Below are 26,956 nucleotides of genomic sequence, written 5' to 3'. Positions count from 1 at the left end.
CTAAGGTAACCCCCACGACAGCGAACCCGTGGAGTGGTCATGACAACAACAATATCCCCCGACTCGCGCTGGACGCGGCGGCGCAGCGAGAAGCAGCGGCGTCTCGGGCTGGTGAAGGGGCTGGCCGATGGTGTGGTGCTGCCCACCGACAAGATCGTCGCGGCGCTGGAGGCGTTGATCCTGCCCGGCGACCGTGTGGTGCTGGAGGGCAATAACCAGAAACAGGCGGATTTCCTTTCGCGCTCCCTGGCCAAGGCCGACCCGGGCAAGCTGCATGACCTGCACATGATCATGCCCAGCGTCGGTCGTTCCGAGCACCTGGACCTGTTCGAACGCGGCATCGCCCGCAAGCTCGATTTTTCCTTCGCCGGCACCCAGAGCTTGCGCATCAGCCAGTTGCTCGAAGACGGCCTGCTGGAAATCGGCGCGATCCACACTTACATCGAGCTCTATGCCCGGCTGGTGGTGGACCTGATCCCCAACGTCGTGCTCTCGGCCGGTTTCATGGCCGACCGTGCCGGCAATATCTACACCGGCCCCAGCACCGAAGACACGCCAGCGCTGATCGAGCCGGCGGCCTTCAGTGACGGCATCGTCATCGTCCAGGTCAACCAGTTGGTGGATGACGTCAGCGACTTGCCGCGAGTCGATATCCCAGCGTCCTGGGTGGATTTCGTGGTGGTGGCCGACAAGCCGTTCTACATCGAGCCGCTGTTCACCCGCGACCCGCGCCACATCAAGCCTGTGCATGTGCTGATGGCGATGATGGCTATCCGCGGGATCTACCAAAAGCACAACGTCCAATCCCTCAATCACGGCATCGGTTTCAACACCGCCGCCATCGAGTTGATCCTGCCGACCTACGGCGAATCCCTCGGCCTGAAGGGCAAGATCTGCCGCAACTGGACGCTCAATCCGCACCCAACCTTGATTCCGGCCATTGAAAGCGGCTGGGTCGAAAGCGTGCATTGCTTTGGCACCGAGCTGGGCATGGAGAACTACATCGCCGCCCGGCCGGATGTGTTCTTTACCGGCCACGACGGCTCGCTGCGCTCCAATCGCATGGTCTGCCAACTGGCCGGGCAGTACGCGGTGGACCTGTTCATCGGCGCCACCCTGCAAGTGGACGGCGACGGTCATTCCTCCACCGTGACCCGTGGTCGCCTGGCCGGCTTCGGTGGTGCGCCGAACATGGGCCACGATCCGCGCGGTCGCCGTCACGGCACGCCGGCCTGGCTCGACATGCGCCATGGCGATGGCGAGGCGCCGTTGCTGGAGCGCGGCAAGAAGCTGGTGGTGCAGATGGTCGAGACGTTCCAGGAAGGCGGCAAACCGACCTTCGTTGATACCCTCGACGCGGTAGATGTGGCGAAGAAAGCCGGCATGCCCCTGGCGCCGATCATGATCTACGGCGACGACGTCACCCATTTGCTTACCGAAGAAGGCATCGCCTACCTGTACAAGGCCCGCTCCCTCGAAGAGCGCCAGGCGATGATCGCCGCCGTGGCCGGGGTGACAGCCATCGGCTTGCGCCATGACCCGAAAGACACCGCGCGCATGCGCCGCGAAGGGCTGATCGCCTTGCCCGAAGACCTCGGCATCCGCCGCACCGACGCCACCCGCGAGTTGCTCGCGGCCAAGAGCGTGGCCGATCTGGTGGAGTGGTCCGGTGGCCTCTACAACCCGCCCGCCAAGTTCAGGAGCTGGTAAATGCGCGCCCTAAATCTGCAACCCAAGCCAATACCTCTCGCTGAACGCCTGGCCGACCTCGCGGTGGACGCGTTGATCGACGAGGCCGATCTTTCGCCCAAACCGGCGCTGGTGGACCGGCGCGGCAGCGGTGCCCATACCGATTTGCATCTGGGCCTGATGCACGCTTCGGCGTTGTCGTTGTGGCCAGCCTTCAAGGAGATGGCCGAAGCCGCACTCGACTGTGGCGAGATCGGCCTGCCGCTGCGAGAAGCCCTCGGCCGCATCGGTCGTGAAGGTGAAGCCGCCATGCTGGTGACCACGGGTGGCGTGAACACCCACCGTGGCGCGATCTGGGCCCTGGGCTTGCTCGTCGCGGCGGCGGCGCTGGAACCTGAAGCCAACGCCGCGGGCGCCGTCACTTTACGTGCCGCCCGCCTGGCCTTGCTCAACGACCGTTATGCGCCACAACCCCTGAGCCATGGCGCCCAGGTCGCCCAACGCTACGGCGTGCGCGGAGCCCGGGAAGAAGCGCAGCTGGCGTTCCCGGCCGTGACCGACCTGGGCCTGCCGCAACTCAAGCGCAGCCGCGCGGCGGGGGCGGGCGAACAGAACGCCCGACTCGATGCCTTGCTGGCGATCATGACCACCCTGGCCGACACCTGCGTGCTCTACCGCGCTGGCGAAGCCGGTTTGCAGGCCATGCAGCACGGCGCCAAAGCGGTGCTCGACGCCGGTGGCAGTACGAGCCTGGGCGGGCGTCGCCAACTGCACGCGCTGGACCAACAACTGATTGCCTTGAACGCCTCGCCCGGCGGCGCCGCCGACTTGCTCGCCGCCTGCCTGTTCCTTGATCGCATCGAACGCGGCGATGGCCTCTTCCCAGGAGCTTGCTGATGGAAACCTTATCCTTTGAATTTCCCGCCGGGCAGCCGCCACGGGGGCGGGCGCTGGTGGGCTGCGTCGGCTCGGGAGACCTGGAAGTGCTGATCGAACCCGGCCTGGCGGGCAAGCTGACCATCCAGGTGCAGACCTCGGTCAACGGCAGCGAACAGCGCTGGCAGCACTTGTTCACCCGCATGTTCGACGGCCAGACGCCTCCCGCGATGAGCATCGACATCCATGATTTCGGCGCCACCCCCGGCGTGGTGCGCCTGCGCCTGGAACAAGGCTTCGAGGAGATCGGCCATGACTGACAGCGCAGCGCTGCTCAACAAGCACAGCTTCGTCGAACTCGGCGCCCGGCAACGGGCCAAGGCCTTGCTCGACGACGGAACGTTCCGTGAACTGCTCGACCCGTTCCAGCGAGTCATGTCGCCGTGGCTGTTGCGCCAGGGCGTGGTGCCGCAGAGCGACGACGGCGTGGTGATCGCCAAGGGCAACCTCGACGGTTTGCCGGTTGTCGTGGCTGCCATCGAAGGTGCGTTCCAGGGTGGCAGCCTCGGTGAAGTCGGCGGGGCAAAAATCGCCGGCGCGTTGGAACTGGCCGCCGAAGACAACCGCAAAGGCATTCCAACCCGCGCCGTGTTGCTGCTGGAAACCGGCGGCGTGCGGTTGCAGGAGGCCAACCTCGGCCTCGCGGCGATTGCCGAGATCCATTCGGCGATTGTCGATTTGCGTCAGTACCAGCCGGTGGTTGGCGTAGTTGCGGGTAGCGTCGGCTGTTTTGGTGGCATGTCCATCGCCGCCGGGTTGTGCAGTTACCTGCTGGTGACCCAGGAAGCGCGGCTGGGCCTGAACGGTCCGCAAGTGATCGAGCAGGAAGCCGGCCTCGACGAATACGACTCCCGCGACCGGCCATTCATCTGGAGCCTGACCGGTGGCGAGCAGCGCTACGCGACCGGGCTGGTGGACCGCTACGTCGCCGATGACGTCGAGCAGATCCGCCGACAAATCGGCGAATTGTTGCATCTAGGCGTGCCCGCCGAACACCGCAGCGGCCAGGCCGAACTGTTCCTGCAACGCCTGGCTCGCTTGGACACTGAGGTGCAAATCGAACCGGCAGCAGTTCGCCAGCTGTATCAGGGAGAACGCCCATGACTTCGTATTCATTGAGAGGCCTGCGTTGGTTCGAGGCCTTGAGTGGCGGCGCCGAACCTTTGGCCGGTCTGCCTGCTTCGCTGAAAGTCGCTGACGTCCAACTGGGCGACCAGACCGCGCGCCTGCTCGCCGTGGTGGCTGATCCCGACAACCGTTTCCCTCGGGCGCGCAACGGCGAAGTCGGCTTGCTCGAAGGCTGGGGCCTGGCCAAGGCTGTTGACGATGCCATCGAAGCCGACCGCAATGCGCCGTGCAAACGTGCGCTGATCGCCATCGTCGATGTCCCCAGCCAGGCCTATGGCCGGCGCGAAGAAGCCTTGGGCATTCATCAGGCCTTGGCCGGCGCTGCGGACAGTTATGCCCGTGCCCGATTGGCCGGGCATCCGGTGATTGGCTTGCTGGTGGGCAAGGCCATGTCCGGCGCGTTCCTGGCCCACGGCTACCAGGCCAACCGTCTGATTGCCCTGCGCGATCCAGGCGTGATGGTCCACGCCATGGGCAAGGCCTCGGCAGCGCGGGTCACCCTGCGCAGCGTCGAAGAGCTCGAAGCCCTGGCCGCCAGCGTGCCGCCGATGGCCTATGACATCGACAGCTACGCCAGCCTGGGTTTGCTCTGGGAAACCTTGTCGGTGGAACAGATCGAGCAGCCGGCGACGGCGGATCTGGGCCGGGTGATTGATTGTCTGCAACAAGCGATCAACGACGCGGCCAGTGCGCCTCGGGATCTCAGCGGACGTTTGGGGGCCGCCAACCGCGCAGCTTCCAGCCATGTTCGCCAATTGCTGAGGGCGCAGTGGTGAGCACGTTTCTGGCCCATGACCTGCTCTGGGGGATGACTGCCTTGCAGTTGCCTGCGGATGCGCCGGGCTGGGCTGTCGAGTCCCTCGACCTCGGGCAACCGGTGGTGGTGCGTCGTGCGCTGGCCTCGCCTGGGCACATCGCGGTGGGCTTGCGGGGTCGATCCCGGGAGCAGCGTTACCCCACGTCGATGCCACTAGCTGCGATCCAGCGCCGGGTGCGCCCGGAAGACCTTTGCCATGTCGAATCCCGTCGCGACCTGCCGGCCTTGCACGCGCTGGCCCGGCTGCGGCCGCTGCTCGATGCCAGTGGTTGGGCCTGGGGCATCGGCGGCAGCGCCGGGTTCGAGCTTGCCACCGGCATCGAGGCGCTGCATGAACGCAGTGACCTGGATTTGATCCTGCGCACGCCGCGTCGTCTGAATCGTCTCCAGGCCAAGGAACTGCTGGCGCTGCTGGATGCCTTGGACTGCGCCGTGGACACGCAGTTGCAAACGCCTTGCGGCGCCGTCGCCCTGCGTGAGTGGGCGGGTTCGTCGAGGCGGGTCTTGCTCAAGGATGATATCCAGGCCCGCCTGGTGAGCGATCCTTGGCAATCTCCAACGGAGCAGGTCGCGTGAGCAGCCTCTTCGTTTTTCCCGGCCAGGGTGCGCAGCGCGTGGGCATGCTCCATGGGTTGGCGCCGCTGACCCTGGAAGAGGCGGGTGATGTGCTTGGCGAGGATGTCTTGCTGTTGGACTCTGCCCATGCGTTGCAATCGACCCGCGCCGTGCAGCTGTGCTTGCTGATTGCCGGCGTGGCGGCGGCCCGTCGGTTGCTGGAGCAGGCCCCCGCACCGGATTACGTGGCGGGGTTGTCCATCGGTGCGTATCCGGCGGCGGTCGTGGCCGGGGCGCTGGATTTTGCGGATGCGCTGCGACTGGTCAGTCTGCGCGGCGAGTTGATGCAGCGGGCGTATCCACAAGGCTACGGCATGACCGCAATCATCGGCCTAGACCTCGCCGCCGTGGAAGCCTTGCTGGCCCAGGTACACAGCGAAACAACGCCGGTCTACCTGGCCAACATCAATGCCGATAACCAGGTGGTTATTGCCGGCAGCGACGAAGCCATGGGCCTCGTTACTGGAATGGCGCGTAGCCAGGGCGCGGGCAAGGCCTGTCGGTTGGCAGTCAGCGTGCCATCCCATTGCCCGTTGCTGGAGGCTCCTGCGCGGACGCTGTCCGAGGCCTTCGCCAATGTGTCGTTGAAGGCGCCATCCCTGGGCTATCTCAGCGGCAGCCGCGCCCGGCCGGTGCTCAACACCGAAGCCCTGCGCGACGACCTGGCCTTCAACATGTGCCGGGTCGTCGATTGGCGCGGCACGGTGCAGAGCGCCTACGAGCGAGGCGTGCGCCTGCAAATCGAATTGCCGCCCGGCGCGGTGCTGACCGGACTGGCGCGCCGGGTGTTCGAGCAAGGCACTGTCATGGCGTTTGACGGCGCGCGGCTCGACACGCTGCAAGCGCTGCTGCATGAGGAGGGACACCGCCAACCCTAGACACCGACTCAAGCTGGCGAAGCACAAAAACAACAACTTCGACGATGCATTTTGAGGACTACAACAATGATTATCTACGGTGTGGCGTTTCTGGCCTTTTGTACCCTGGCGGGTATTTTCATCGGTGAGATGCTGGGCAAATTGATCGGCGTGCCGGCCAACGTCGGCGGAGTCGGCATTGCGATGCTGCTGTTGATCGGCCTGGGCAGCTACCTGAACAAACGCGGCCTGTTCACGGGCAAATCCGAGGCCGGCGTGGAATTCTGGAGCGCCATCTATATCCCGATCGTGGTGGCGATGGCCGCGCAGCAAAACGTCTATGGCGCGCTGAAAGGCGGGCCGATGGCGATCCTGGCGGGGACTCTGGCGGTGGTGATTGCCTTTGCGTTGGTGCCGGTGCTGGTGCGCATCGGCAACAAGGACCCTCAATCCAACGTGTCCGTGAAAACGGTAGGGTGACCGCCATGTACGAATCCATGATGAAAGTCATTACCGGCTACAGCCTGATCAGCGGTTTTGCCATCGTCGGCATCACCATGTGGGTGTCCTACTGGATCAGTAATACGTTCACCAAAGGACGCCTGCACGGTTCGGCCATCGCGATCCTGCTGGGGCTGGTGCTCTCCTACATCGGCGGGGCCATGACTGGCGGGCAGAAAGGCGTGGTGGACATCCCGCTGCTGTCCGGGATCGGACTGCTGGGCGGCGCCATGCTGCGGGATTTTGCCATCGTTGCCACGGCGTTCGGTGTCAGTGTCGAGGAGCTCAAGCGTGCCGGTTTCGTTGGCGTGCTGGCCTTGTTCGTCGGAGTCGGGACTTCATTCATTGCCGGCGTTGGCGTGGCGATGGCCTTCGGTTATACCGATTCGGTGAGCCTGACCACCATTGGCGCAGGAGCGGTGACCTATATCGTCGGACCGGTGACCGGGGCGGCGATCGGGGCCAGTTCCGAGGTGATGGCGCTGTCCATTGCCGCCGGGCTGATCAAGGCGATCCTGGTGATGGTCGCGACGCCGTTCGTGGCGCCCTTCATCGGCCTCAACAACCCCCGCAGCGCGGTGATCTTCGGCGGGTTGATGGGCACGTCCAGCGGCGTGGCCGGCGGCCTGGCGGCGACCGATCCGAAGCTGGTGCCGTATGGCTGCCTGACGGCGGCGTTCTATACGGCACTTGGGTGCTTGCTCGGGCCTTCGCTGTTGTTTTTGATCATGCGCGGGTTGATGGGGTAGGGCTTAGTCTCTTCGCTAACCGCGCTGGCGCCTACGCGAGCGCGGTTTCAAACCTGACGATTGGCATACATCCGGCACTCGGCCAACAGCGCCAACAGGTTCGGATCACGCTCCTTGGCCTTCAGGAACACCACGCCGATGTGCTGTTGCAACCGGTACTTTTCCTGCAAGGGGATCAGTTTCACACGGTTTTCATACACCGCCGCGATCCTGCCCGGCAGCAAGGCATAGCCCACCCCGGAGCTGACCATGCTCAGCAGCGTGAAGATGTCGTTGACCTGCATCGCCACCTTCGGCTCGAACCCCGCTTGCTTGAACACCCGTACACCGTCCTGATGCGTGGCGAAGCCCTGGGTGAGGGTGATGAAGGTCTCGTCGCGCACTTCGGCCAGGTCGACTTCGCTGCGCTGGGCGAAGGGTGAGTCCGCCGGTGTGGCGAGGAAAATGTCATCGGAAAACAGCGCGATCTGCTCACAGTCCGGATCGTTGACGCTGTCGTCCAGCGACACCAGGATCGCGTCGACTTCCATGTTCTTGAGCTTGTACAACAAGTCGATGTTCGAGCCCATGATCAGGTCGATATTAAGTTCGCTGCGGCGGATCTTCAGGCCCATGATCAGCTGCGGCACAGTCTTGACCGTCAGCGAATACAGCGAGCCGAGCTTGAAGCGTTCAGCGGAAAAACCGGCCGCCTCGCGGGTCAACCGAACGCTTTCGATTACATCCTGGATCAGTTTCTGCGCACGCTCTTCCAACACGTAGGCGCTTTCCAAAGGCGTGAGGTTGCGGCCTTCATGCTTGAACAACGGGCAACGCAGGGCGCTTTCCAGGGAATGAATGGCCCGGTGCACGCTGACATTGCTGGTCTGCAGATCGGCGGCCGCCCGCGCCAGATTGCCGGTGCGCATGAAGGCCAGGAACACCTCGAGTTTTTTCAGGGTCAATTCTTCGTCGATCAGCATGGGGGCGGACTCTTATTCGTATGGGCTGATTGTGCCCCAAGCGGCCTTTGTGGCGAGGGGATTTGTACGGGTATTGCACTTTCAAGCGCCAGGCCTGAGCCTTGGCGCCAGTTTCGGAATGTGGGGTGGGATCGGGATGTATCACGGGGAACGACTCAACGCCTGGACGCACCTGGTGGGGGCTGTCGCGGCGTTTATCGGCGCGGTGTGGTTGCTGGTGGTTGCCGGGATGGCCGGCGATCCCTGGAAGATCGTCAGCGTGGCGATCTATGGGTTTACCTTGCTGGCGCTCTACAGCGCCTCGACGGTTTATCACAGCGTGCGCGGACGCAAGAAAGAAATCATGCAGAAGGTCGATCATTTTTCGATCTACCTGTTGATCGCCGGCAGCTACACGCCGTTCTGCCTGGTGACGCTGCGCGGGCCGTGGGGTTGGACGTTGTTCGGGATTGTCTGGGGGCTGGCCTTGATCGGCATCCTGCAGGAAATCAAGCCACGCTCTGAAGCACGGATCCTGTCGATCGTCATTTATGCGGTGATGGGCTGGATCGTCCTGGTGGCGGTCAAGCCATTGCTGGCGGCGCTGGGCAGCACCGGGTTTGCCTGGCTGGCTTCGGGCGGCGTGTTGTACACCGTCGGCATCATTTTCTTCGCGCTGGACCATCGCCTGCGCCATGCCCATGGCATCTGGCACCTGTTTGTCATCGCCGGCAGCCTGCTGCATTTCGTGGCGATTCTGTTCTACGTGCTTTGAGCCGTTCCAAACAGGCGATCCAATTGTGCCTGGGCCTGGCTGGCAAAAATCTCCAGCAGGGCACCCATCGTATGGGCCGGGGCCTCGTTGGCCCGGGTCACGGCGTACAGGGAAATGGGCAGTGGCGGCGACAAGGGCCGGATGGCCGTGCGGGTGCTCGAAGCGCCCAACGCCGTGAACGGGTCGATCACCGCCAGCCCGGCGCCCGATTCGACCATGGCCCGGGCCAGTGAATAGGTCTGCACGGAAATGCTCACGCGTGGCGGCGGCTCCACTGACTTGAGGTAACCGTCCAGCCTGGCCGAGAGCGGGTCGGTACTGGACAGGCCGATCAATGGCGCACCGGCCAAGGCTTGCAGCGGCATGGGCGTGCCGATCGTCGCCTCGGGCCAGTGACCGTTTGGCGCCAAGGCGACCAACACGCCACTGGCGAGGGGTTGGGCCTTGAGGCCAGGGTGATCGGGCGGTTGCAAGGTCAGGGCGATGTCGATTTCACGCATCAGCAGGTTTTGCGTCAGTTCGCGGCTGTGGGCGCTGGATAACTCGCAGTCGATGTCCGGGTATCGTCGGGTCCATTGATGGATCGCCGCCGGCATCAACGACAGGGCCAAGGCTGGCGTAGCGCCGATCCGCAGGCTGTGGCCCGGCTCGCGGCGCAGGCTCTGGGCCAGGCGCCGTACGCCTTGAAGGCTTTCGCTGACCTTGTCGACCTCGCGCTCCAGTTCCAGCGCCTCAGGCGTGGCCTGCAACTTGCCGCGCACTCGCAGGAATAGCGCAAAGCCCAATTGCTGCTCGGCATGCTGCAACACCTTGGTCACGGCCGGCTGGGAGACGTGCAGCAACTGCGCGGCACCGCTGATGGAGCCGGTCTGGCGGATGGCCTGGAAAATCTCGATATGACGAAGGCGCATGGCGAGCCCATAACCTTTGTTTATAGGAAGCCCATCTTTATTCATTGTTCGAACGCTGTCATCCGATCCTAACCTTGGGCTATTCGAAACAGGTGTGAGACGGACATGGCTCAGCGGGTTTGCATCATCGGTGGCGGCGTGATCGGGCTGGCGACGGCTTATGCGCTGGTTCGCGAAGGTATCGACGTCACGCTCGTCGAAGCCCGGGACGCGCTGGGCAGCGAAACCAGCTTCGCCAATGGCGGCCAGTTGTCCTATCGGTACGTCACGCCGCTGGCGGATGCCGGGGTGCCCTGGCAGGCCCTGGGCTGGATTCTGCGCGCGGATTCGCCACTGAAGTTGCGCCCGCGCCTCGACCCGGCCCAGTGGCGCTGGATGGCGTCGTTTATTGCCGCGTGCCGGACCTCGGTCAACCGCCGCAACGGTGAGCATCTGTTGCGCCTGGCGCTGTTGAGCCAGGCGACGTTGCAGCGTTGGCGCGAAGATGATCGTCTCGACGGCTTTGATTGGCGGCGCAACGGCAAATTGGTGACGTTTCGAAACGTCAGCCACTTCGAGCATGCTCGGCGGCGAGTGACTGACCTGGGTCATCAGCAAGTACTCGGCCCTGCCGAATGCGCCAGCCTGGAGCCCGCGCTGGTGGGCGTGCCGTTCGTGGGTGGGATCTACACGCCGGACGAGGAGGCCGCCGATTGCCATGCTTTCTGTCTCCAGATGGCGGCGCGGCTACAGGCTTCGGGGCGCTGCGAGTTCCTCTTGGGGCGTGCGGTGACCGCTGTCCATCATGCCGACGGTACGGTGCAGGCGATCAACCTGGGCGCAGATCGCCTGGACGTGGACGCCGTGGTGATCGCCGCCGGCCATCGCAGTGCAGCGCTCGCGGTGCCTGGGCTGCGACTGCCGCTATATCCGCTCAAGGGCTACAGCCTGACGGTTCCGATCGAGGCGCCACATCGGGCGCCGGAGCTGAGCATCACCGACTATGACCGCAAGGTCGTCTACGCTCGCATCGGTGAGCAGTTGCGAGTGGCAGCGATGGTGGACATCGTCGGTTTTGATCCGGCACCGGACCCCAGGCGCCTGGCCCTGATCCGTCGCCAGGCCATGGAAACCTTCCCCTTGGCTGGAAATTACGAGCGCGCCGTCGAGTGGGCGGGCATGCGTCCGGCCACGCCCAGCGGTGTGCCGCTGATTGGCGCCACCGGCTATCGCAACCTGTGGCTCAACCTGGGCCATGGCGCCTTGGGCTTTACCCTGGCGTGCGGCAGCGGCCGCTTGCTCAGTGAACTGATCCGCCAACGTACACCGTCCATCGACATGCGAGGCCTCACGCCCCGCGCCGCCTGACCCACCCGCAACGGAGAATAACAATGCAAAAAATCACGTTGATAGGCTGCACCCTGAGCCTGCTGCTGAGCGCTTCGGCTTTCGCCAATGAAGCACCACCGACGGGCACCCTGGATAAGATCGCCAGCAGCAAGAGCATCACCTTGGGCTACCGCGACGCCTCCGTGCCGTTTTCCTATATCGCGGATAACAGCGGCAAACCGATGGGCTACTCGGTGGAGCTGGCAAGCAAGATCGTCGCGCGCATCCAGCACCAACTGGCGTTGCCGCAACTGAACGTGAAGTACAACCTCGTCACGTCCCAGACCCGCATCCCACTGGTGCAGAACGGCACCGTGGACCTGGAATGCGGCTCCACCGGCGTAACGGCCGAGCGGCAGAAGCAGGTGGCGTTTTCCTACGGTTTCATTTACGTGAAGGGCCAACTGCTGACAGCCAAGGACAGCGGTATCCACAGCTTCGCCGACCTGCGCGGAAAGAATGTGGTGACCACCGCCGGCACCACCAATGAGCGATTCCTCAAGAGCTACAACCAGGACAACAACGTCGACATGTTCGTCATCAGCGCCAAGGACCACGGCGAGGCCTTCCAGATGCTCGAGACCGGCCGGGCGGCGGCGTTCTACATGGACGACGCGCTGCTCTACGGCGAGCGGGCCAAGGCGCGTGATCCGCATAAATGGGTCGTGGTCGGAGAAGAACAGTCGCGGGAAATCTACAGCTGCATGGTGCGCAAGGACGATCCGCGATTCCTGGCGCTGGTCAACGCAACCCTGGCGGACTTGTACAAGTCTGGGGAAATCAACGCGATCTACGATCGCTGGTTCCAGAAGCCGATCCCGCCCAAGGGCCTGAACCTGGAATTCCCGATGACCAGCGAATTGAAGGCGATCATTGCCAAGCCGACGAGTGATCCGGTGCAGTAGGTCGCACGGACATCCACAATCTACTGTGGGAGTTACATCAGACTTTTAGAAATCCCCCCACAACTGCTGCGCCACCGCCAGCGCCACCACTGGCGCGGTTTCGGTGCGCAGCACGCGGGGGCCGAGGCGGGCGGCGTGGTAGCCGGCGATCCTGGCCTGCTCGACTTCGGCGTCCGACAACCCGCCCTCGGGACCGATCAGGAACGCCAGGGACGATGGCTTGGGGTGGCTGGTCAGCGGATTGGCCACCGGGTGCAGCACCAGTTTCAATTCGGCCTCGGCCTGCTTCAACCAGTCCGCCAACAGCAACGGCGGGTGAATCACCGGCACGGTGGAGCGTCCGCATTGCTCGCAGGCACTGATCGCCACCTGCCGCCAATGCAGCAGGCGCTTGTCGGCGCGCTCGTCCTTGAGGCGCACTTCGCAGCGTTCGGTGAAGATCGGTGTGATCTCATTGACGCCCAGCTCGGTGGCCTTCTGGATCGCCCAGTCCATGCGCTCGCCCCGGGACAGGCCCTGGCCGAGGTGGATGCGCAGCGGCGATTCGGCCTGCCCGGCAAACTGCTCGTCGAGCTGCACGCGCACGCGTTTCTTGCCGACCTCGGCCAGGGTTCCGCGAAACTCCTGGCCGGAGCCGTCAAACACCTGCACCGCATCGCCCTCGGCCATGCGCAGCACCCGACCGATGTAGTGGGCCTGGGCTTCGGGCAGCTCGTGGTCGCCGAGGCTCAGGGGTGTGTCGATGAAGAAGCGGGACAGTCTCATGTGGAGTCTCTGGAAAGTTAAACCTGTGGCGAGGGGATAAATCCCTCACCACAACAGTGTTTCAACAGGAAAGCGGATTCAGCCCGGATCCCGATAGCCAGGATGGAAGTCCTTCGGCACCGCCACGCTGACCGTGTCCCGGGTGGCAATGTCGATGCCTTCGCTGGCCACTTCGGCGAGGAAATCGATCTGCTCCGGGGTGATGACGTACGGTGGCAGGAAATAGACCACGCTGCCCAGCGGTCGCAGCAGCGCACCGCGTTCCAAGGCATGCTGGAACACCGCAAGGCCACGGCGTTCCTGCCACGGGTACGCGGTTTTGCTGGCCTTGTCCTTGACCATCTCGATGGCCAGCACCATGCCGGTCTGGCGTACTTCTGCCACGTTCGGGTGATCGGCCAGGTGCGCGGTGGCGCTCGCCATGCGCTGGGCCAGGGCCTGGTTGGTCTGGATGACGTTGTCTTCTTCGAAGATATCCAGCGTCGCCAGGGCCGCCGCGCAGGCCAGCGGGTTGCCCGTGTAGCTGTGGGAATGCAGGAATGCGCGCAGGGTCGGGTAGTCGTCGTAGAACGCGCTGTAGACATCATCGGTGGTCATGCACGCCGCCAGCGGCAAATAGCCGCCAGTCAATGCCTTGGACAGGCAAAGGAAGTCCGGTGTGATACCGGCCTGTTCACAGGCAAACATCGTCCCGGTGCGACCGAAGCCGACAGCGATCTCATCGTGGATCAGATGCACGCCATAGCGGTCGCAGGCTTCGCGCAGCAACTTCAGGTACACCGGGTGATACATGCGCATGCCGCCGGCGCCCTGGATCAGCGGCTCGACGATCACCGCGGCGACGCTGTCGTGGTGTTCGGCCAGGGTCTGTTCCATGGCCGCGAACATGTTTCGCGAATGTTCTTCCCAGCCCATGCCCTCGGGGCGGTGGTAGCAGTCGGGGCTGGGCACCTTGATCGTGTCCAGCAACAGCGCCTTGTAGGTTTCGGTGAACAACGGCACGTCACCCACCGACATCGCCGCGATGGTTTCGCCGTGGTAGCTGTTGCTCAGGGTGACGAAGCGTTTCTTGGCGGGCTGGCCGCGATTGATCCAGTAGTGAAAGCTCATCTTCATCGCGACTTCGATGCAGGACGAGCCGTTGTCGGCATAAAAACACCGGGTCAGGCCTTCGGGCGTCATTTTCACCAGGCGCTCGGACAGCTCGATCACCGGTTGGTGGCTGAAACCGGCGAGGATCACATGCTCTAGCTGATCGACCTGGTCCTTGATGCGCTGGTTGATGCGCGGGTTGGCGTGGCCGAACACGTTGACCCACCAGGAGCTGACGGCATCGAGGTAGCGCTTGCCTTCGAAGTCTTCAAGCCACACGCCTTCACCGCGCTTGATAGGGATCAACGGCAGTTGTTCGTGATCTTTCATCTGGGTGCAGGGGTGCCACAGCACCGCGAGGTCGCGTTGCATCCACTGGTTATTCAGGCCCATGTACAGTCTCCTCGAGGCAGCTCGCGGCGGGCGCGGGCAAAACAATCGCGCAAGCCTATGCAATGGCGGACGTGGGGACAACCCATTGTGTCGTTCCGGCTACTATGGACAAGGCGATAGACGTCGCTGGCGGCGCTTTGATGGCTGACGTATTCTTCGCCGTTCCCGGAGCCGGCTGGCTCGAAAAACCGAGAGCCGACGGGCTCGAAAGCTGAATTTTCCTACGTTTTAATCCGGAGTTCGTTGAATGTCTGCTGGTTGGCTGCGCGCCTGTGCGCTGGTGATGATAGGGCTGTTCAGCGTTTCGGCGCTGGCGAAGGACAAACAACCGACGGCGATCGTCATCGGCGGTGGATTGGCCGGCCTGACGGCGGCCTATGAATTGCAGAACAAGGGCTGGGCCGTGACGCTGCTGGAAGCCAAGCCGAGCCTGGGTGGCCGGTCGGGCATGGCCACCAGCGAGTGGATCGGCAACGAAAAGACCCAGCCGGTGCTGAACAAGTACGTTTCCACGTTCAAGCTGAGCACCACGCCGGCACCGGAATTCGTGCGGACTCCCAGCTATCTGATCGACGGCACCTATTTCACCGCCGCCGACCTGGCGACCAAACAGCCCGCCACAGCCGAAGCGCTCAAGCGCTATGAAACCACCGTGGATGAGCTGGCGCGGTCTATCGACGATCCGCTGAACCCGGCGGCCACCAACACGCTGCACGCCCTCGACCAGATCACTGTGTCCAACTGGCTCGACCGTTTGCAATTGCCCGCCACCGCGCGGCAATTGGTCAATCAGGAAATACGCACGCGCTATGACGAGCCGTCGCGCTTGTCGCTGTTGTATTTTGCCCAGCAGAACCGTGTCTATCGCGGCGTGTCCGACCGTGACCGGCGCGCCTCGCGCCTGCTGGGTGGCAGCCCGGTATTGGCCCAGGCGTTCGTCAAGCAACTGAAAACCATCAAGACCGGTGCCCCGGTATCAGCCATTTCCCAAGACAAGGACGGTGTCACCGTCAAGGTCGGCAGTGTCGGTTACCAGGCTGACTACGTGGTACTCGCCGTGCCACTGCGGGCGTTGAACAAGATCCAGCTGACGCCGGCCTTGGATGCCCAGCATCAGGGCGCGATCAAAGGCACCAACTACGGCTGGCGCGACCAGATCATGCTCAAGTTCAAGACCCCGGTCTGGGACAGCAAGGCGCGCATGTCGGGCGAGATCTACAGCAACACCGGCCTGGGCATGATGTGGATCGAGCCGGCCATGAAGGGCGGCGCCAACGTGGTCATCAACCTGTCCGGCGACAACGCCCGGGTGATGCAGGCCTTTGGCGACAAGCAGATGGTCGACCAGGTGCTGATTCGCCTGCACGCGTTTTATCCACAGGCCCGTGGCGCATTCACCGGTTATGAAATCCGCCGCTACAGCACCGACCCGTCCATGGGCGGCGCTTACCTGGCGTTTGGTCCGGGCCAGATCAGCAAATACTGGCGCCTGTGGGAAAAGCCCTTGCAGCGTGTAGCCTTTGCCGGTGAACACACTGACGCTATGTATCCAGGCACTTTGGAAGGCGCGCTGCGCAGTGGCCAACGTGCCGCCAGCCAAGTTGAAGACCTGGCCGCTGGCAAATCCTTTGAACCGGCCAAGGTGGCTCCGGTTGCCGCGGCGGCAGCCGGTGCGGTGGCGGCGAAGAAAGGCAACTTCTTCAGCAACCTGTTCGGTGGCTCGGATGACGACAAGAAGGCCGAGCCGGTCAAGGCCCCCGAGCCGGTAGCACCGCCTCCCGCGCCTGCGCCTGCTCCAGCTCCGGCCCCGGTAGAACCACCCGCGCCGGCCCCGGCGAGAGTCGAGCCGGCCAAGAAAGCGGCGGCCAAACCAGCGGCGAAAAAACCGGCCGCCAAGGCACCGGCCAAAAAAGCCCCGGCCAAGGCCCCGGTGAAAAAGGCCGAGCCGGTCAAGAAGCCGGTCGCCAAACCGGCGACGACCACTGAGACCAAGGCTCAGTAACTCTCCCCGGAAGAAACGCGACCCAAGGGTCGCGTTTTTTTCGACATTCAGGCGCGCCGACGCTGTCCTCCAGCGCCCAGCGTTGTGTAACGAACGCTGACGTCCTACACGTCCTTACGATATATCGGAAACGTCCCACCCTTTAACGGGAAGCAGGCGATAGAGTGCGCTTCGCCATAAGTCTAGGCTCCTCGAAAAACAGGAGCGACGTATGAAAATACTGATGGGAGTGATCGTACTGGTTTCGATGTATGGGTGTGTGTATGGCAAAGGTCATGATCCCCTGATGGTTCCTGTGTCTCCAAAGCGGGACCCTCAATGGGATTACAAGTGCACGTTCGATCCCTACAAGCCTGAGTGCTCGCTGCATGAATAATTCAGAGCTTTAAGCTCGTAGGGACTGGAACGAACCATGAAATGGATAACGGCTTTAACTGTATTGATGTTGTTGGGTGTCAGTGGTTGTGCAGATGTTCAAACGGTACTTAAAAAGCATGATCCTCAATGGGTTTATCGATGTGACATGGATCCCTACAGGGCTGAATGCGTCAATAAATGACTTCAGTAGACGGTAGGCCAGACGCGGGCTTTGGCCTCCGAGCTGCATCCGCCTCGCCATCACGCAACGCATCCGCTTTAATCTTTCCTTAACGCACTGCTTCCAGACTGATGATCGTATTTCTCGATATTTCAAAGCGAAAATTTCCGCTTTAAATCGATAGATAACTCGCTAGTCTTGGTCACAGTTTTTACAGGATATGAGCAATGCAGCTACGCAACTCTTCTTCTCGCTATGGCTGGGTCAGCATCGTTTCGCACTGGGCCGTTGCCCTGGCGGTGTACGGGTTGTTTGCGCTGGGCCTGTGGATGGTCGGGCTGGATTACTACAGCACTTGGCGCAAAGACGCGCCGGAGCTGCATAAAAGCATCGGCCTCGTGCTGTTGGCGGTGATGGTGCTGCGGGTGATCTGGCGTTTTGTCAGCCCGCCGCCGCCGACCCTGGAAACCTACGGACGCTTGACTCGCGTCGGCGCCAAGCTTGGCCACAGCGCGCTGTATCTCGGGCTGTTCGCCGTGATGATCGCCGGTTACCTGATTTCCACCGCAGACGGCGTCGGGATCTCGGTGTTTGGTCTGTTTGAAGTACCCGCGCTGGTGTCTGGACTGCCCGATCAGGCAGACGTCGCCGGCCAGATCCACCTGTATCTCGCATGGGCGCTGGTAATTTTTTCCGGCCTTCATGCGTTGGCAGCATTGAAGCACCACTTTATCGACCGTGACGCGACCCTCAAGCGAATGCTGGGGCGCCAAGCCTGATGTTCAACCTCGACTCCAAAGGAATAGAAAGCATGTTGAAAAAGACGCTCGCCGCCCTGGCAATCGGTTCTGCCCTGCTGTCTGCCGGCCAGGCCATGGCTGCAGACTATGTGGTCGACAAGGAAGGCCAGCACGCCTTCGTTGATTTCAAGATCAGCCACCTGGGCTATAGCTACATCACCGGTACCTTCAAGGACATCGACGGCAAGTTCAGCTTTGACGCCGCCAAGCCTGAAGACAGCAAGATCGAGTTCAACGTCAACACCGCCAGCGTGTTTACCAACCACGCCGAGCGCGACAAGCACATCGCCAGCGCTGACTTCCTGAACGCCAGCAAGTTCGGCAAGGCCACCTTCGTGTCCACCAGCGTCAAGTCCACCGGTAAGAACACTGCCGACGTGACCGGCGACCTGACCCTGCTGGGCGTGACCAAGCCGGTCGTGGTCAAGGCTACGTTCCTGGGTGAAGGCAAGGATCCATGGGGCGGCTACCGTGCCGGCTTCGAAGGTACCACCACCATCAAGCGTTCCGACTTCGGCAAGCAGAAGGACCTGGGCCCAGCGTCCGACATGGTCGAGCTGTACGTGACATTTGAAGGTGTCAAAGCGAAGTAACGTTCGCGCCTGACAAAAAAACGCCCCTGGTCTTGCGGCCAGGGGCGTTTTTTTGTGCGGATTTCGGAGACACAGATAACCCTGTGGGAGCGAGCTTGCTCGCGATGGCGTCAGTTCTGCCACGTTGATGGTGACTGAGCCACCGCTATCGCGAGCAAGCTCGCTCCCACATTGGAATGGTGTGGGGCCAAAAAAATGCCCCGGCTCGCAAAAACCAGGGCATTTTCATGGCTTGGAAAACTCAGCGATTGCGCGTCAGCAAGGCCGGCTTTTCGCCACGCGGACGGCTTGGCAATTGGTCCAGCTGTTCAGGCGTCGGGAAACGATCGGTTTTCGATTCCTTGTGGATGATTTTAGGCTGGTTGCCACGCGGGTTCTGCACGGCGGGTTCCTGACGTGGCTGGTCATCACCACGGGCCTGGCGGCGAGGGCGGGATTCTTCGCGGCGGGCCTGGCCGTCACGTGGGGCGCCGTTACGCGGGCCACTGCGTTTGGCTGGCGGGGTGCCGGTGGACGAGCCGTTGCTGTTGCGCGGACCGTTCTGGCGCCCTTGTGGCTGGCCGCCGCGTGGTGCGCCCGAACCTGCGCCTTGTGCCGGGGCGCCAGGTCGGCGACCGCGACCCTGGGCCGGCTTTTGCTGTGGCACGTAGTCGACACGGTTGCCGAAGTTATCGATATCGTCGTCGAGGAACTCGTCCGGGGCACGATCGGCCGCGGCGCGAGGAGCAGGGCGCTGCTGTTCGCGGGCCGGCGTACCTTCGCGAGGCTTCTGCTCGCGGGCCGGGCGCTCGCCGCGACCGTTGCTGGCCGATTTTTCCTTGCCCTTGTCCTTGCCTTTATCCTTGCGACCGCCACCGCTGCCATTCGGGCCATCGCCCCTCGGGCCGCGTGGGTTGCGCGGATTGCGCACGTCCGGACGCTCGCGTACTTCCGGCTTTTCGGCCTCGATCGTGCTGGCATCGAAGCCCATCAGATCGCCGTCGGGAATCTTCTGCTTGGTCATGCGCTCAATGCTCTTGAGCAGCTTTTCCTCGTCCGGCGCGACCAGGGAAATCGCTTCGCCCGAACGACCGGCCCGGCCGGTACGGCCGATACGGTGCACGTAGTCTTCATCGACGTTCGGCAGCTCGAAGTTGACCACATGTGGCAGTTGGTCGATATCCAGGCCTCGGGCGGCGATGTCGGTGGCGACCAGGATGCGCACTTCGCCAGCCTTGAAGTCGGCCAGGGCCTTGGTGCGGGCGTTCTGGCTCTTGTTGCCGTGGATCGCCACGGCTGGCAGGCCATGTTTGTCGAGGTATTCAGCCAGGCGGTTGGCGCCATGCTTGGTGCGGGTGAACACCAGGACCTGTTCCCAGGCGCCAGTGGTGATCAAATGCGCCAGCAGGGCACGCTTGTGGCTGGCCGGCAGGCGGAAAACCCGTTGCTCGATACGCTCGACCGTGGTGTTCGGTGGGGTGACTTCGATACGTTCCGGGTTGTGCAACAGCTTGCCGGCAAGGTCGGTAATGTCCTTGGAGAAGGTCGCCGAGAACAGCAGGTTCTGGCGCTTGGCCGGCAGGCGCGCCAGCACTTTCTTCACGTCATGGACAAAACCCATGTCGAGCATGCGGTCGGCTTCGTCCAGCACGAGGATTTCCACGTGGGACAGGTCGACACTGCCTTGCCCGGCCAGGTCCAGGAGACGGCCGGGACAGGCCACCAGCACATCGACGCCACGCGCCATTGCCTGGACCTGCGGGTTCATGCCGACACCGCCGAAAATGCAAGCGCTGACGAATTTCAGGTCGCGAGCGTAGACCTTGAAGCTCTCGTGCACCTGGGCGGCCAGTTCGCGGGTTGGAGTCAGGACCAAGACGCGCGGTTGGCGTGGGCCGTGGCGCTGGGATTTGTCTGGATGACCGTTAGGGAACAGCCGCTCCAGGATCGGAAGGGCGAAACCGCCGGTCTTGCCAGTACCTGTCTGTGCAGCAACCATCAGGTCGCGACCTTGCAACACGGCGGGGATGGCCCGCTGTTGCACCGGGGTAGGCTGGGTGTAGCCGGCGGCTTCGATGGCGCCGACTAAAGCCTCGGAGAGACCGAGGGAAGCAAAGGACATGAGTAATCCTGTTTTTAGTGAGGGCCTGGCCCAATGGGATAGTCTTGCCTGGCGCGAATGCGGTCGATCAGAGACCTCATCCCGTCCGGTCCTGCCGGGTCTGGAAGACAGGTCCGGACAGGGCTCGCGCGGGCTGGAAGCTGCGCTGTAGCGGTGTCGGGATGCCTTTTGCAAGACCGGGCGTCCGGGCGTGAGCCTGGCGGGAAGGCCGGAGTATAACAGAGCAATCGCCTTGCGCTGCTTTCCTGCTGCTCAACGGTGCATTTCAGCGCGATGCCGCGTCTTGCCCCGCCGGCTCGGCCACCGGAATGGCGCCATAACGAGCGCTCAATTCGGCATAGGCCGGTTCGTGCTTGAAACGCTTGAGTTCAGCGCCGAAGCGTTGCACGAGCAAATCCATGCCGGCCCTGCGCCGTACCGCCAGGTATTGGCTTTGGCGGCTTACGACCACTGGATTCTCGGTGATCTGGTCGCCGAGTCGCAGCTTATCGAGCACATGCCGGCCCACCCGGCGATCGGTGATGAGCAGGTCGATCCGACCCAGCTGCAGTTTGCCGAAGTTGGCTTCATGGGTGGGGGCCGTTTCGCGCTTGAACCGTGTCGACTCTCGGAACGCCTGGCTATACAGATAACCGGGCGAGGTGCCGATGGTCAGGCCGTCCAAGTCATCGAGCGTACGAAAAGGGTGGGGGCTGGCATTGGCGTAGAACATGACGAACTCCACGTCCGACAGCGGTTCGCTGGGGTAAAGCAGCAGGGCATCGCGTTCATCGCTGTGGAAGATGTCCAGCGCGCCGTCTGCCAACCCCTGCTCGAGCATGGCCAGGCAACGTTTCCACGGCAGCAATTGCCATTCCACATCGATGCCCAGGCGTTTGAAGACAATGGCCGTGGTTTCATAATCCAGGCCAAGGGTCTTGCCGTTTTCCTCGTAGACATAGGGTGCCCAGGGTTCGGTGACGATGCGCAACTTTTCGGCCTGGGCAGTGAAGCTCAGGCACAAGAGAAGGAGGGTTGTCGTCAGCTGGGCGAATACAGGCATGACCGGAGGTTACGACGAGAGCCTGTCAAATAGCTAGAGCGCTCTGGCACGCGGGCTGTGCTCTGTTTGCACGGGCGCGAAAAAAAGACCCTGGTTGTCCCAGGGTCTTGTGTACCGCACATCAGGCTGGGCTCAACGCGGCAGCTTGAGGTTGTTCCATACCGCAAGGCTAGGCTCGGCCTGGTTCAGGGTATAGAAGTGCAGCCCCGGTGCGCCGCCCTGCAGCAAACGTTCACACATTTGTGTGATGACCTCTTCACCGAAGCGCTGGATGCTGGTCGTGTCGTCGCCGTAGGCTTCCAGTTGCTTGCGGATCCAGCGCGGGATTTCCGCGCCGCAGGCGTCAGAGAAACGTGCCAGTTTGCTGTAGTTGGTGATTGGCATGATTCCCGGTACCACAGGAATGTCCACGCCCATCTGGCGAACCCGCTCGACGAAATAGAAATAGCTGTCGGCGTTGAAGAAGTACTGGGTTATCGCACTGTTGGCACCGGCGTTGGCCTTGCGAACGAAATTGCGCAGGTCATCTTCAAAATTGCGCGCCTGCGGATGCATCTCCGGGTAGGCGGCGATTTCAATGTGGAAGTGCTCGCCGGTTTCTTCGCGAATGAATTCAACCAGTTCATTGGCGTGGCGCAGCTCTCCGCTGGCCATGCCCATGCCCGACGGCAAGTCGCCGCGCAGGGCTACGATGCGCTTGATTCCAGCAGCCTTGTATTGGGTCAGCAGGCTGCGCAGGTCGTCCTTGCTGTCGCCCACGCAAGACAGGTGCGGAGCGGCCGGGACTTTGACTTCGCTTTCGAGCTGCAACACGGTGTTCATCGTGCGGTCGCGGGTCGAACCGCCGGCGCCGTAGGTGCAGGAGAAAAAATCAGGGTTGTAGCTTGCCAGCTGGCGGGCAGTGGCGATCAGCTTTTCATGCCCAGCATCGGTCTTCGTCGGGAAGAACTCGAAGCTGTAGCGACGGTCTTGGGACATGGTCATATCCTTGGAAACTCGTAGGCTTGGAGCCGTGCACAGCACAATGTGGGAGCGGGCGTGCTCGCGAAAGCGCTTCAACATTCAACATTGATGCGCCCGGAGTTCCGTCTTCGCGAGCGAGCCCGCTCCCACAAGGGGAGCAGGCGACGCCGATCAGTAGCGGTAAGCGTGCGGCTTGAACGGGCCTTCGACGGTGACGCCGATGTAGTCAGCCTGCTGCTTGGTCAACTGGGTGACCACGCCGCCGAAGCCGCGGACCATTTCCAGGGCCACTTCTTCGTCGAGTTTCTTCGGTAGCACTTCCACGGTCAGGCGCTCGGCTTTCTGGGCCGGCGACAGGTCGGCGTATTTCTGGCCGAACAGGAAGATCTGGGCCAGGACCTGGTTGGCGAACGAGCCGTCCATGATGCGGCTTGGGTGGCCGGTGGCGTTGCCCAGGTTGACCAGGCGGCCTTCGGCCAGCAGGATCAGGTAGTCGTCGTTCTGCGGATCGAAGCTGCCAGCGCCGGTGCGGTGCACCTTGTGGACCTGTGGCTTGACTTCTTCCCATGCCCAGTTCTTGCGCATGAAAGCGGTGTCGATTTCATTGTCGAAGTGGCCGATGTTGCAGACCACGGCGCGCTTCTTCAGGGCTTTGAGCATGTTGGCGTCGCAGACATTCACGTTACCGGTGGTGGTCACGATCAGGTCGATCTTGCCCAGCAGTGCCTTGTCGATGCTGCCTTCGGTGCCGTCGTTGATCCCGTCGATGAACGGCGAAACCAGTTCGAAACCGTCCATGCAGGCTTGCATGGCACAGATCGGGTCGACTTCGGATACCTTGACGATCATGCCTTCCTGGCGCAGGGACTGGGCCGAGCCCTTGCCCACGTCACCGTAGCCGATCACCAGGGCCTGCTTGCCGGACAGCAAATGGTCGGTGCCGCGCTTGATGGCGTCGTTGAGGCTGTGACGGCAGCCGTACTTGTTGTCGTTCTTGCTCTTGGTCACCGAGTCGTTGACGTTGATGGCCGGGATCTTCAGCTCGCCCTTGGCCAGCATGTCCAGCAGGCGGTGCACGCCGGTGGTGGTTTCTTCGGTCACGCCGTGGACTTTGTCCAGCACGGCCGGGTATTTCTTGTGCAGCAGTTCGGTCAGGTCGCCACCGTCGTCAAGAATCATGTTGGTGTCCCATGGCTGGCCATCCTTGAGGATGGTCTGCTCCAGGCACCACTCGTACTCTTGTTCGGTCTCGCCTTTCCAGGCGAAGACCGGGATGCCGGCAGCAGCGATGGCGGCAGCGGCCTGGTCCTGGGTCGAGAAAATGTTGCAGGACGACCAGCGAACTTCGGCACCCAGGGCAACCAGGGTTTCGATCAGCACGGCGGTCTGGATGGTCATGTGGATGCAGCCGAGGATTTTGGCGCCTTTCAATGGCTGTTCGCCAGAGTACTTGCGACGCAGACCCATCAGGGCTGGCATTTCGGATTCGGCGATGATGATTTCGCGACGGCCCCAGGCAGCCAGGGACATGTCGGCGACCTTGTAGTCGGTAAAAGCAGCAGGCGTGATAACAGCGCTCATGAAGAGCCTCCATTCGTAATGTATGCGAATGGGCGCCGTTGTGCGTTTAGAGCCTGTGCGGGTAACCCCTACAAGCAACGCCCCATCCGAGCCTGACAGGTCGAGCCTGCTGCAGCGCCCCTCGGACAGGTGGCGGGACCGGTCCAAAGGGTGGACCGGATGAAGCGGTGGCGATTATAACGAGCTAATCGGATCTTCCAAAGGGTTTCCGTCGGCAAATCAAAAATGCCGATGATCGTTATAGGTGCCGCAGCGTAGAGCGTATCTGGCCGGTCTGCCATGATGCGGGCATTCATCGGCCAGACGCGCAGGAGTATTCATGAATTTCCATACCCGCAAATGGGTCAAGCCCGAAGACCTCAACCCCAATGGCACCCTGTTCGGCGGCAGCCTGTTGCGCTGGATCGACGAAGAAGCGGCCATTTACGCCATCGTCCAGCTGGGTAACCAGCGTGTGGTGACCAAGTACATCTCAGAGATCAATTTCGTCAGCGCTTCGCGCCAGGGAGACATCATCGAATTGGGCATCACCGCCACCGAGTTCGGTCGCACCTCCATCACCCTGACCTGTGAAGTTCGTAACAAGATCACCCGTAAAAGCATCCTGACGGTGGAAAAAATGGTCTTCGTCAATCTCGGCGAAGACGGCCTGCCCGCGCCCCATGGCCGGACCGAGATCAAGTACGTCAAGGACCAGTTCAAGGACGATGCTGTCGAGTAAGGTTGGTATGCCTCTCATTTGCGGACACCACTGAACAGCTCCGGACGCCGTGTGTCGTAGGTACATCACGCCACCGGTTCAGGAGCTGTATGGACACTCAAAAAGACGGCAAGACCCCTGATCTCTCGGCAGAGGAACAGCACGAGGTCGACCGCAACCAGCCGCCACGGGCGGCGGTATTGCATGAAATCATCCGCACCCAGGGCGACCAGGAGTTGGAGCGCAGCGTGGCGGCGCTGTGGTGGTCGGCCCTGGCAGCCGGGTTGACCATGGGGTTGTCGTTGATGGCGATGGGGTTGCTCAACTCTCGATTGCCGGATCACGAAGGTTTCAAGGTGATCGCAAGTCTTGGCTACTGCGCGGGCTTCCTGGCGGTGATCCTCGCACGCCAGCAACTGTTTACCGAAAACACGCTGACCGCTGTGCTGCCGATCATGAGCAAACCAACCTTGGGCAATTTTGGCCGGCTGTTCCGGTTATGGGGCGTGGTGTTGGTGGGCAACCTGTGCGGCACGTTGCTGGTGGCCTACGTGATGCTGCACCTGCCGATTTTCGACCAGCGCACCGACCTGGCCTTCCTGGATATCGGTCGCAAGGTGATGGAAAACGACACCGGCCAGATGTTCGCCAAGGGCATCATTTCCGGCTGGATGATCGCCACGATGGTCTGGATGATCCCGTCCATGGAAAGCGCCAAGATGTGGATCATCGTGATGATCACTTACCTCATGGCGCTTGGGGATTTCACCCACATCGTCGTCGGCTCGGCTGAAGTGTCTTACTTGGTGTTTGCCGGCCAGCTGTCCTGGGAGGACTTCTGGATGGTGTTTGCCGCGCCGACCTTGGCGGGGAACATCATCGGTGGCAGTTTCATCTTCGCCCTGATCAGCCACGCGCAGGTGCGCAGCGAAACCAATACGCCCCTCAGTCGGCAAAGCCTGCCACGGCGTCCAGGCGACGCTGCCGAAAAATAAAATAAAGGGCGGTCAATACGGTCAGCCCGCCGACCAGGGCGCCGGTCCATGGCAGATCGGCGAGGTCGGCACCGCTGGCGACGACCAGCCCGCCGATCCAGGCACCGGCGGCGTTGCCGAGGTTGAAGGCGCTCTGGTTCAGGGTCGAGCCGAGATTCGGGGCCTCGTGGGCCTGGTCAATGATCAGCAATTGCAGGATCGGGCACAGGGAAAAGGCGAAAACGCCCCACAGCACCAGCGTGATCGCCGCCGGAATCACCGATCGGCTGGTCTGGCTAAAGGCGGCGAGCACCAGCACCACGGCCAGCGCCATGCCTACCAGGGACGGCAACAGGCGCCGGTCCGCCAGGCGTCCACCCAGGAAACTGCCCGCCGTCAGGCCGACCCCGAAAAGCAACAACATGACGGTGACACCGTGAGGGCTGACGCCGGTGATGTCCTGCAGGATCGGCGCGATGTAGGTGAATACGCTGAACAGGCTGGTAGAGGCAAGGACACTCATGCCCAGGGCCAATAACACGTTGGCCTTGCCCAGCACCTTGAACTCGCTGGCAAGGTTGGCCTTGTCCATGGGAATTTCCTTGGGCAGCCAGACCCACTGGGCGATGGCTGCAATTACCCCGATCGCCGAAACCGCCCAGAACGTCGATCGCCAGCCGGCGTATTGACCCAAGGCCGTACCCAGCGGCACGCCCAGGACATTGGCCAGGGTCAGGCCGGTGAACATCATCGCGATAGCCTGGGCCCGTTTGTTCGGCGCCACCAACCCTGCCGCCACCACCGAGCCAATACCAAAAAACGCGCCGTGGCATAAGGCGGTAATGACCCGGGCTGCCATCAGCGTGGTGTAGTTCGGCGCCAGGGCGCAGAGCACATTGCCGAGAATGAACATCAGGGTCATGCCCAACAGCGTGGCCTTGCGCGGCATGTTCGCGGTGCCGATCGCCAGGATCGGCGCGCCAAATACCACACCCAAGGCATAACCGGTGATCAGCAGCCCAGCATGGGGAATACTCACGGCCAGGTCACGGGCGACGTCGGGCAGCAGGCCCATGATGACGAATTCAGTCGTGCCGATGCCGAAAGCGGCAACGGCCAAAGCAAGCAAGGCGAGTGGCATGCGCAAGGTCTCTGTCTATAGTCTTGACGCTCGGATCAGGCATACGCATGCCGACGCCTTGGTTCGAACGAACGGGGCG

Annotated in this window: 25 protein-coding genes, 1 pseudogene and 1 riboswitch; of the genes and pseudogenes, 17 read left to right on the top strand and 9 right to left on the bottom strand. The window is 62.4% G+C overall.

The features are described from left to right. Window positions 1-39: 39 nt before the first annotated feature. The 9 genes from mdcA to madM all read left to right on the top strand — a co-directional run bounded on the left by mdcA (window position 40) and on the right by madM (window position 7,292). Window positions 40-1,710 carry a malonate decarboxylase subunit alpha gene (gene mdcA, locus J3P79_RS25195; RefSeq protein ID WP_434606520.1) on the top strand — a complete coding sequence of 557 codons (1,671 nt, stop codon included), beginning with the start codon at window positions 40-42 and terminating at the stop codon, window positions 1,708-1,710. After that, entirely contained in the window at window positions 1,711-2,586 is an 876-nt protein-coding gene (locus J3P79_RS25190; protein ID WP_434606518.1) for a triphosphoribosyl-dephospho-CoA synthase, read from the top strand. It begins immediately after the preceding gene. After that, window positions 2,586-2,885 carry a malonate decarboxylase subunit delta gene (locus tag J3P79_RS25185; protein ID WP_039590517.1) on the top strand — a complete coding sequence of 100 codons (300 nt, stop codon included), beginning with the start codon at window positions 2,586-2,588 and terminating at the stop codon, window positions 2,883-2,885. Before J3P79_RS25190 ends, J3P79_RS25185 begins: the two co-directional genes overlap by 1 nt. Beyond that, window positions 2,878-3,729, top strand: coding sequence for a biotin-independent malonate decarboxylase subunit beta (locus J3P79_RS25180; protein ID WP_045157196.1), 852 nt, complete (start codon window positions 2,878-2,880; stop codon window positions 3,727-3,729). The genes J3P79_RS25185 and J3P79_RS25180 overlap by 8 nt, the downstream gene beginning before the upstream one ends. Then, complete coding sequence (gene mdcE, locus J3P79_RS25175; protein WP_045157195.1) at window positions 3,726-4,529, top strand: biotin-independent malonate decarboxylase subunit gamma; 804 nt, start codon at window positions 3,726-3,728, stop codon at window positions 4,527-4,529. Before J3P79_RS25180 ends, mdcE begins: the two co-directional genes overlap by 4 nt. Then, window positions 4,523-5,146: a malonate decarboxylase holo-ACP synthase gene (locus J3P79_RS25170; protein WP_434606515.1), complete on the top strand. Its 624-nt coding sequence runs from the start codon at window positions 4,523-4,525 to the stop codon at window positions 5,144-5,146. Before mdcE ends, J3P79_RS25170 begins: the two co-directional genes overlap by 7 nt. Then, a complete protein-coding gene (gene mdcH, locus J3P79_RS25165; protein WP_434606513.1) occupies window positions 5,143-6,063 on the top strand; it encodes a malonate decarboxylase subunit epsilon in 921 nt (306 codons plus the stop codon). Before J3P79_RS25170 ends, mdcH begins: the two co-directional genes overlap by 4 nt. Window positions 6,064-6,129: 66 nt before the next feature. Further along, a complete protein-coding gene (gene madL, locus J3P79_RS25160; protein ID WP_045157192.1) occupies window positions 6,130-6,522 on the top strand; it encodes a malonate transporter subunit MadL in 393 nt (130 codons plus the stop codon). A gap of 5 nt (window positions 6,523-6,527) precedes the next feature. Further along, window positions 6,528-7,292 (top strand): malonate transporter subunit MadM, encoded by a 765-nt coding sequence (gene madM / locus J3P79_RS25155; protein ID WP_045157297.1) that lies wholly within the window; start codon window positions 6,528-6,530, stop codon window positions 7,290-7,292. A gap of 47 nt (window positions 7,293-7,339) precedes the next feature. Here the strand turns inward: madM and J3P79_RS25150 are convergent, their stop codons facing one another. Continuing rightward, window positions 7,340-8,254: a LysR family transcriptional regulator gene (locus J3P79_RS25150; protein ID WP_434606509.1), complete on the bottom strand. Its 915-nt coding sequence runs from the start codon at window positions 8,252-8,254 to the stop codon at window positions 7,340-7,342. 136 nt (window positions 8,255-8,390) lie between these two features. On the opposite strand from J3P79_RS25150, the gene trhA reads away from it, so the two are divergent. Next, window positions 8,391-9,008 (top strand): PAQR family membrane homeostasis protein TrhA, encoded by a 618-nt coding sequence (gene trhA, locus J3P79_RS25145; protein WP_434606507.1) that lies wholly within the window; start codon window positions 8,391-8,393, stop codon window positions 9,006-9,008. On the opposite strand, the gene J3P79_RS25140 is transcribed toward trhA, so the two are convergent. Continuing rightward, window positions 8,996-9,919 (bottom strand): LysR family transcriptional regulator, encoded by a 924-nt coding sequence (locus J3P79_RS25140; protein ID WP_434606505.1) that lies wholly within the window; start codon window positions 9,917-9,919, stop codon window positions 8,996-8,998. The genes trhA and J3P79_RS25140 overlap by 13 nt on opposite strands. 105 nt (window positions 9,920-10,024) lie before the next feature. Between J3P79_RS25140 and J3P79_RS25135 the strand changes: the two genes are divergently transcribed. Both J3P79_RS25135 and J3P79_RS25130 read left to right on the top strand, forming a co-directional pair. After that, window positions 10,025-11,266 (top strand): D-amino acid dehydrogenase, encoded by a 1,242-nt coding sequence (locus J3P79_RS25135; protein WP_434606502.1) that lies wholly within the window; start codon window positions 10,025-10,027, stop codon window positions 11,264-11,266. Window positions 11,267-11,289: 23 nt separating this feature from the next. Next, window positions 11,290-12,192, top strand: a complete 903-nt coding sequence (locus J3P79_RS25130) for a transporter substrate-binding domain-containing protein (RefSeq protein ID WP_434606499.1) — start codon at window positions 11,290-11,292, stop codon at window positions 12,190-12,192. 45 nt (window positions 12,193-12,237) lie between these two features. Here the strand turns inward: J3P79_RS25130 and J3P79_RS25125 are convergent, their stop codons facing one another. Together J3P79_RS25125 and J3P79_RS25120 are read right to left on the bottom strand one after the other, a co-directional pair. After that, on the bottom strand, window positions 12,238-12,957 hold the full coding sequence (locus J3P79_RS25125) for a 16S rRNA (uracil(1498)-N(3))-methyltransferase (protein WP_434606496.1): 720 nt from the start codon (window positions 12,955-12,957) through the stop codon (window positions 12,238-12,240). Between the two features lie 78 nt (window positions 12,958-13,035). Then, window positions 13,036-14,442 carry an adenosylmethionine--8-amino-7-oxononanoate transaminase gene (locus tag J3P79_RS25120; RefSeq protein ID WP_434606495.1) on the bottom strand — a complete coding sequence of 469 codons (1,407 nt, stop codon included), beginning with the start codon at window positions 14,440-14,442 and terminating at the stop codon, window positions 13,036-13,038. 247 nt (window positions 14,443-14,689) lie between these two features. On the opposite strand from J3P79_RS25120, the gene J3P79_RS25115 reads away from it, so the two are divergent. The 3 genes from J3P79_RS25115 (at window position 14,690) to J3P79_RS25105 (ending at window position 18,375) form a co-directional block, all read left to right on the top strand. Further along, complete coding sequence (locus J3P79_RS25115) at window positions 14,690-16,444, top strand: flavin monoamine oxidase family protein (RefSeq protein ID WP_434606494.1); 1,755 nt, start codon at window positions 14,690-14,692, stop codon at window positions 16,442-16,444. A gap of 765 nt (window positions 16,445-17,209) precedes the next feature. Further along, window positions 17,210-17,761 carry a cytochrome b gene (locus tag J3P79_RS25110; protein ID WP_039590535.1) on the top strand — a complete coding sequence of 184 codons (552 nt, stop codon included), beginning with the start codon at window positions 17,210-17,212 and terminating at the stop codon, window positions 17,759-17,761. A 32-nt stretch (window positions 17,762-17,793) separates the two neighbouring features. Beyond that, complete coding sequence (locus tag J3P79_RS25105) at window positions 17,794-18,375, top strand: YceI family protein (RefSeq protein WP_434606492.1); 582 nt, start codon at window positions 17,794-17,796, stop codon at window positions 18,373-18,375. Between the two features lie 241 nt (window positions 18,376-18,616). Here J3P79_RS25105 and J3P79_RS25100 read toward each other — a convergent pair whose 3' ends face one another. From J3P79_RS25100 to ahcY, 4 genes and pseudogenes are all read right to left on the bottom strand, one after another. Then, the gene (locus J3P79_RS25100) at window positions 18,617-20,476 is read right to left on the bottom strand and encodes a DEAD/DEAH box helicase (RefSeq protein WP_434606489.1); all 1,860 of its coding nucleotides are present in this window, start codon (window positions 20,474-20,476) and stop codon (window positions 18,617-18,619) included. A 230-nt stretch (window positions 20,477-20,706) separates the two neighbouring features. Beyond that, a pseudogene (locus tag J3P79_RS25095) lies at window positions 20,707-21,518 on the bottom strand (substrate-binding periplasmic protein); the annotation flags it as partial. A gap of 132 nt (window positions 21,519-21,650) precedes the next feature. After that, on the bottom strand, window positions 21,651-22,496 hold the full coding sequence (gene metF / locus J3P79_RS25090) for a methylenetetrahydrofolate reductase [NAD(P)H] (protein ID WP_434606488.1): 846 nt from the start codon (window positions 22,494-22,496) through the stop codon (window positions 21,651-21,653). 156 nt (window positions 22,497-22,652) lie between these two features. After that, window positions 22,653-24,062 (bottom strand): adenosylhomocysteinase, encoded by a 1,410-nt coding sequence (ahcY, locus tag J3P79_RS25085; RefSeq protein WP_434606486.1) that lies wholly within the window; start codon window positions 24,060-24,062, stop codon window positions 22,653-22,655. Window positions 24,063-24,085: 23 nt separating this feature from the next. Beyond that, window positions 24,086-24,191, bottom strand: a riboswitch (S-adenosyl-L-homocysteine riboswitch). 190 nt (window positions 24,192-24,381) lie between these two features. Here ahcY and J3P79_RS25080 point away from each other — a divergent pair. Both J3P79_RS25080 and J3P79_RS25075 read left to right on the top strand, forming a co-directional pair. After that, window positions 24,382-24,783, top strand: coding sequence for an acyl-CoA thioesterase (locus tag J3P79_RS25080; RefSeq protein WP_039590542.1), 402 nt, complete (start codon window positions 24,382-24,384; stop codon window positions 24,781-24,783). An 89-nt stretch (window positions 24,784-24,872) separates the two neighbouring features. After that, window positions 24,873-25,757 (top strand): formate/nitrite transporter family protein, encoded by an 885-nt coding sequence (locus tag J3P79_RS25075; protein ID WP_434606484.1) that lies wholly within the window; start codon window positions 24,873-24,875, stop codon window positions 25,755-25,757. On the opposite strand, the gene J3P79_RS25070 is transcribed toward J3P79_RS25075, so the two are convergent. After that, window positions 25,708-26,877 (bottom strand): MFS transporter, encoded by a 1,170-nt coding sequence (locus J3P79_RS25070; protein WP_434606482.1) that lies wholly within the window; start codon window positions 26,875-26,877, stop codon window positions 25,708-25,710. The two genes, J3P79_RS25075 and J3P79_RS25070, sit on opposite strands and share 50 nt — an antisense overlap. Window positions 26,878-26,956 lie beyond the last annotated feature (79 nt).

Origin of the sequence: Pseudomonas sp. R1-7, assembly GCF_051132105.1 — a bacterium.
Lineage (GTDB): Bacteria > Pseudomonadota > Gammaproteobacteria > Pseudomonadales > Pseudomonadaceae > Aquipseudomonas.
This window is presented reverse-complemented; position numbering and strand designations above follow the sequence as displayed.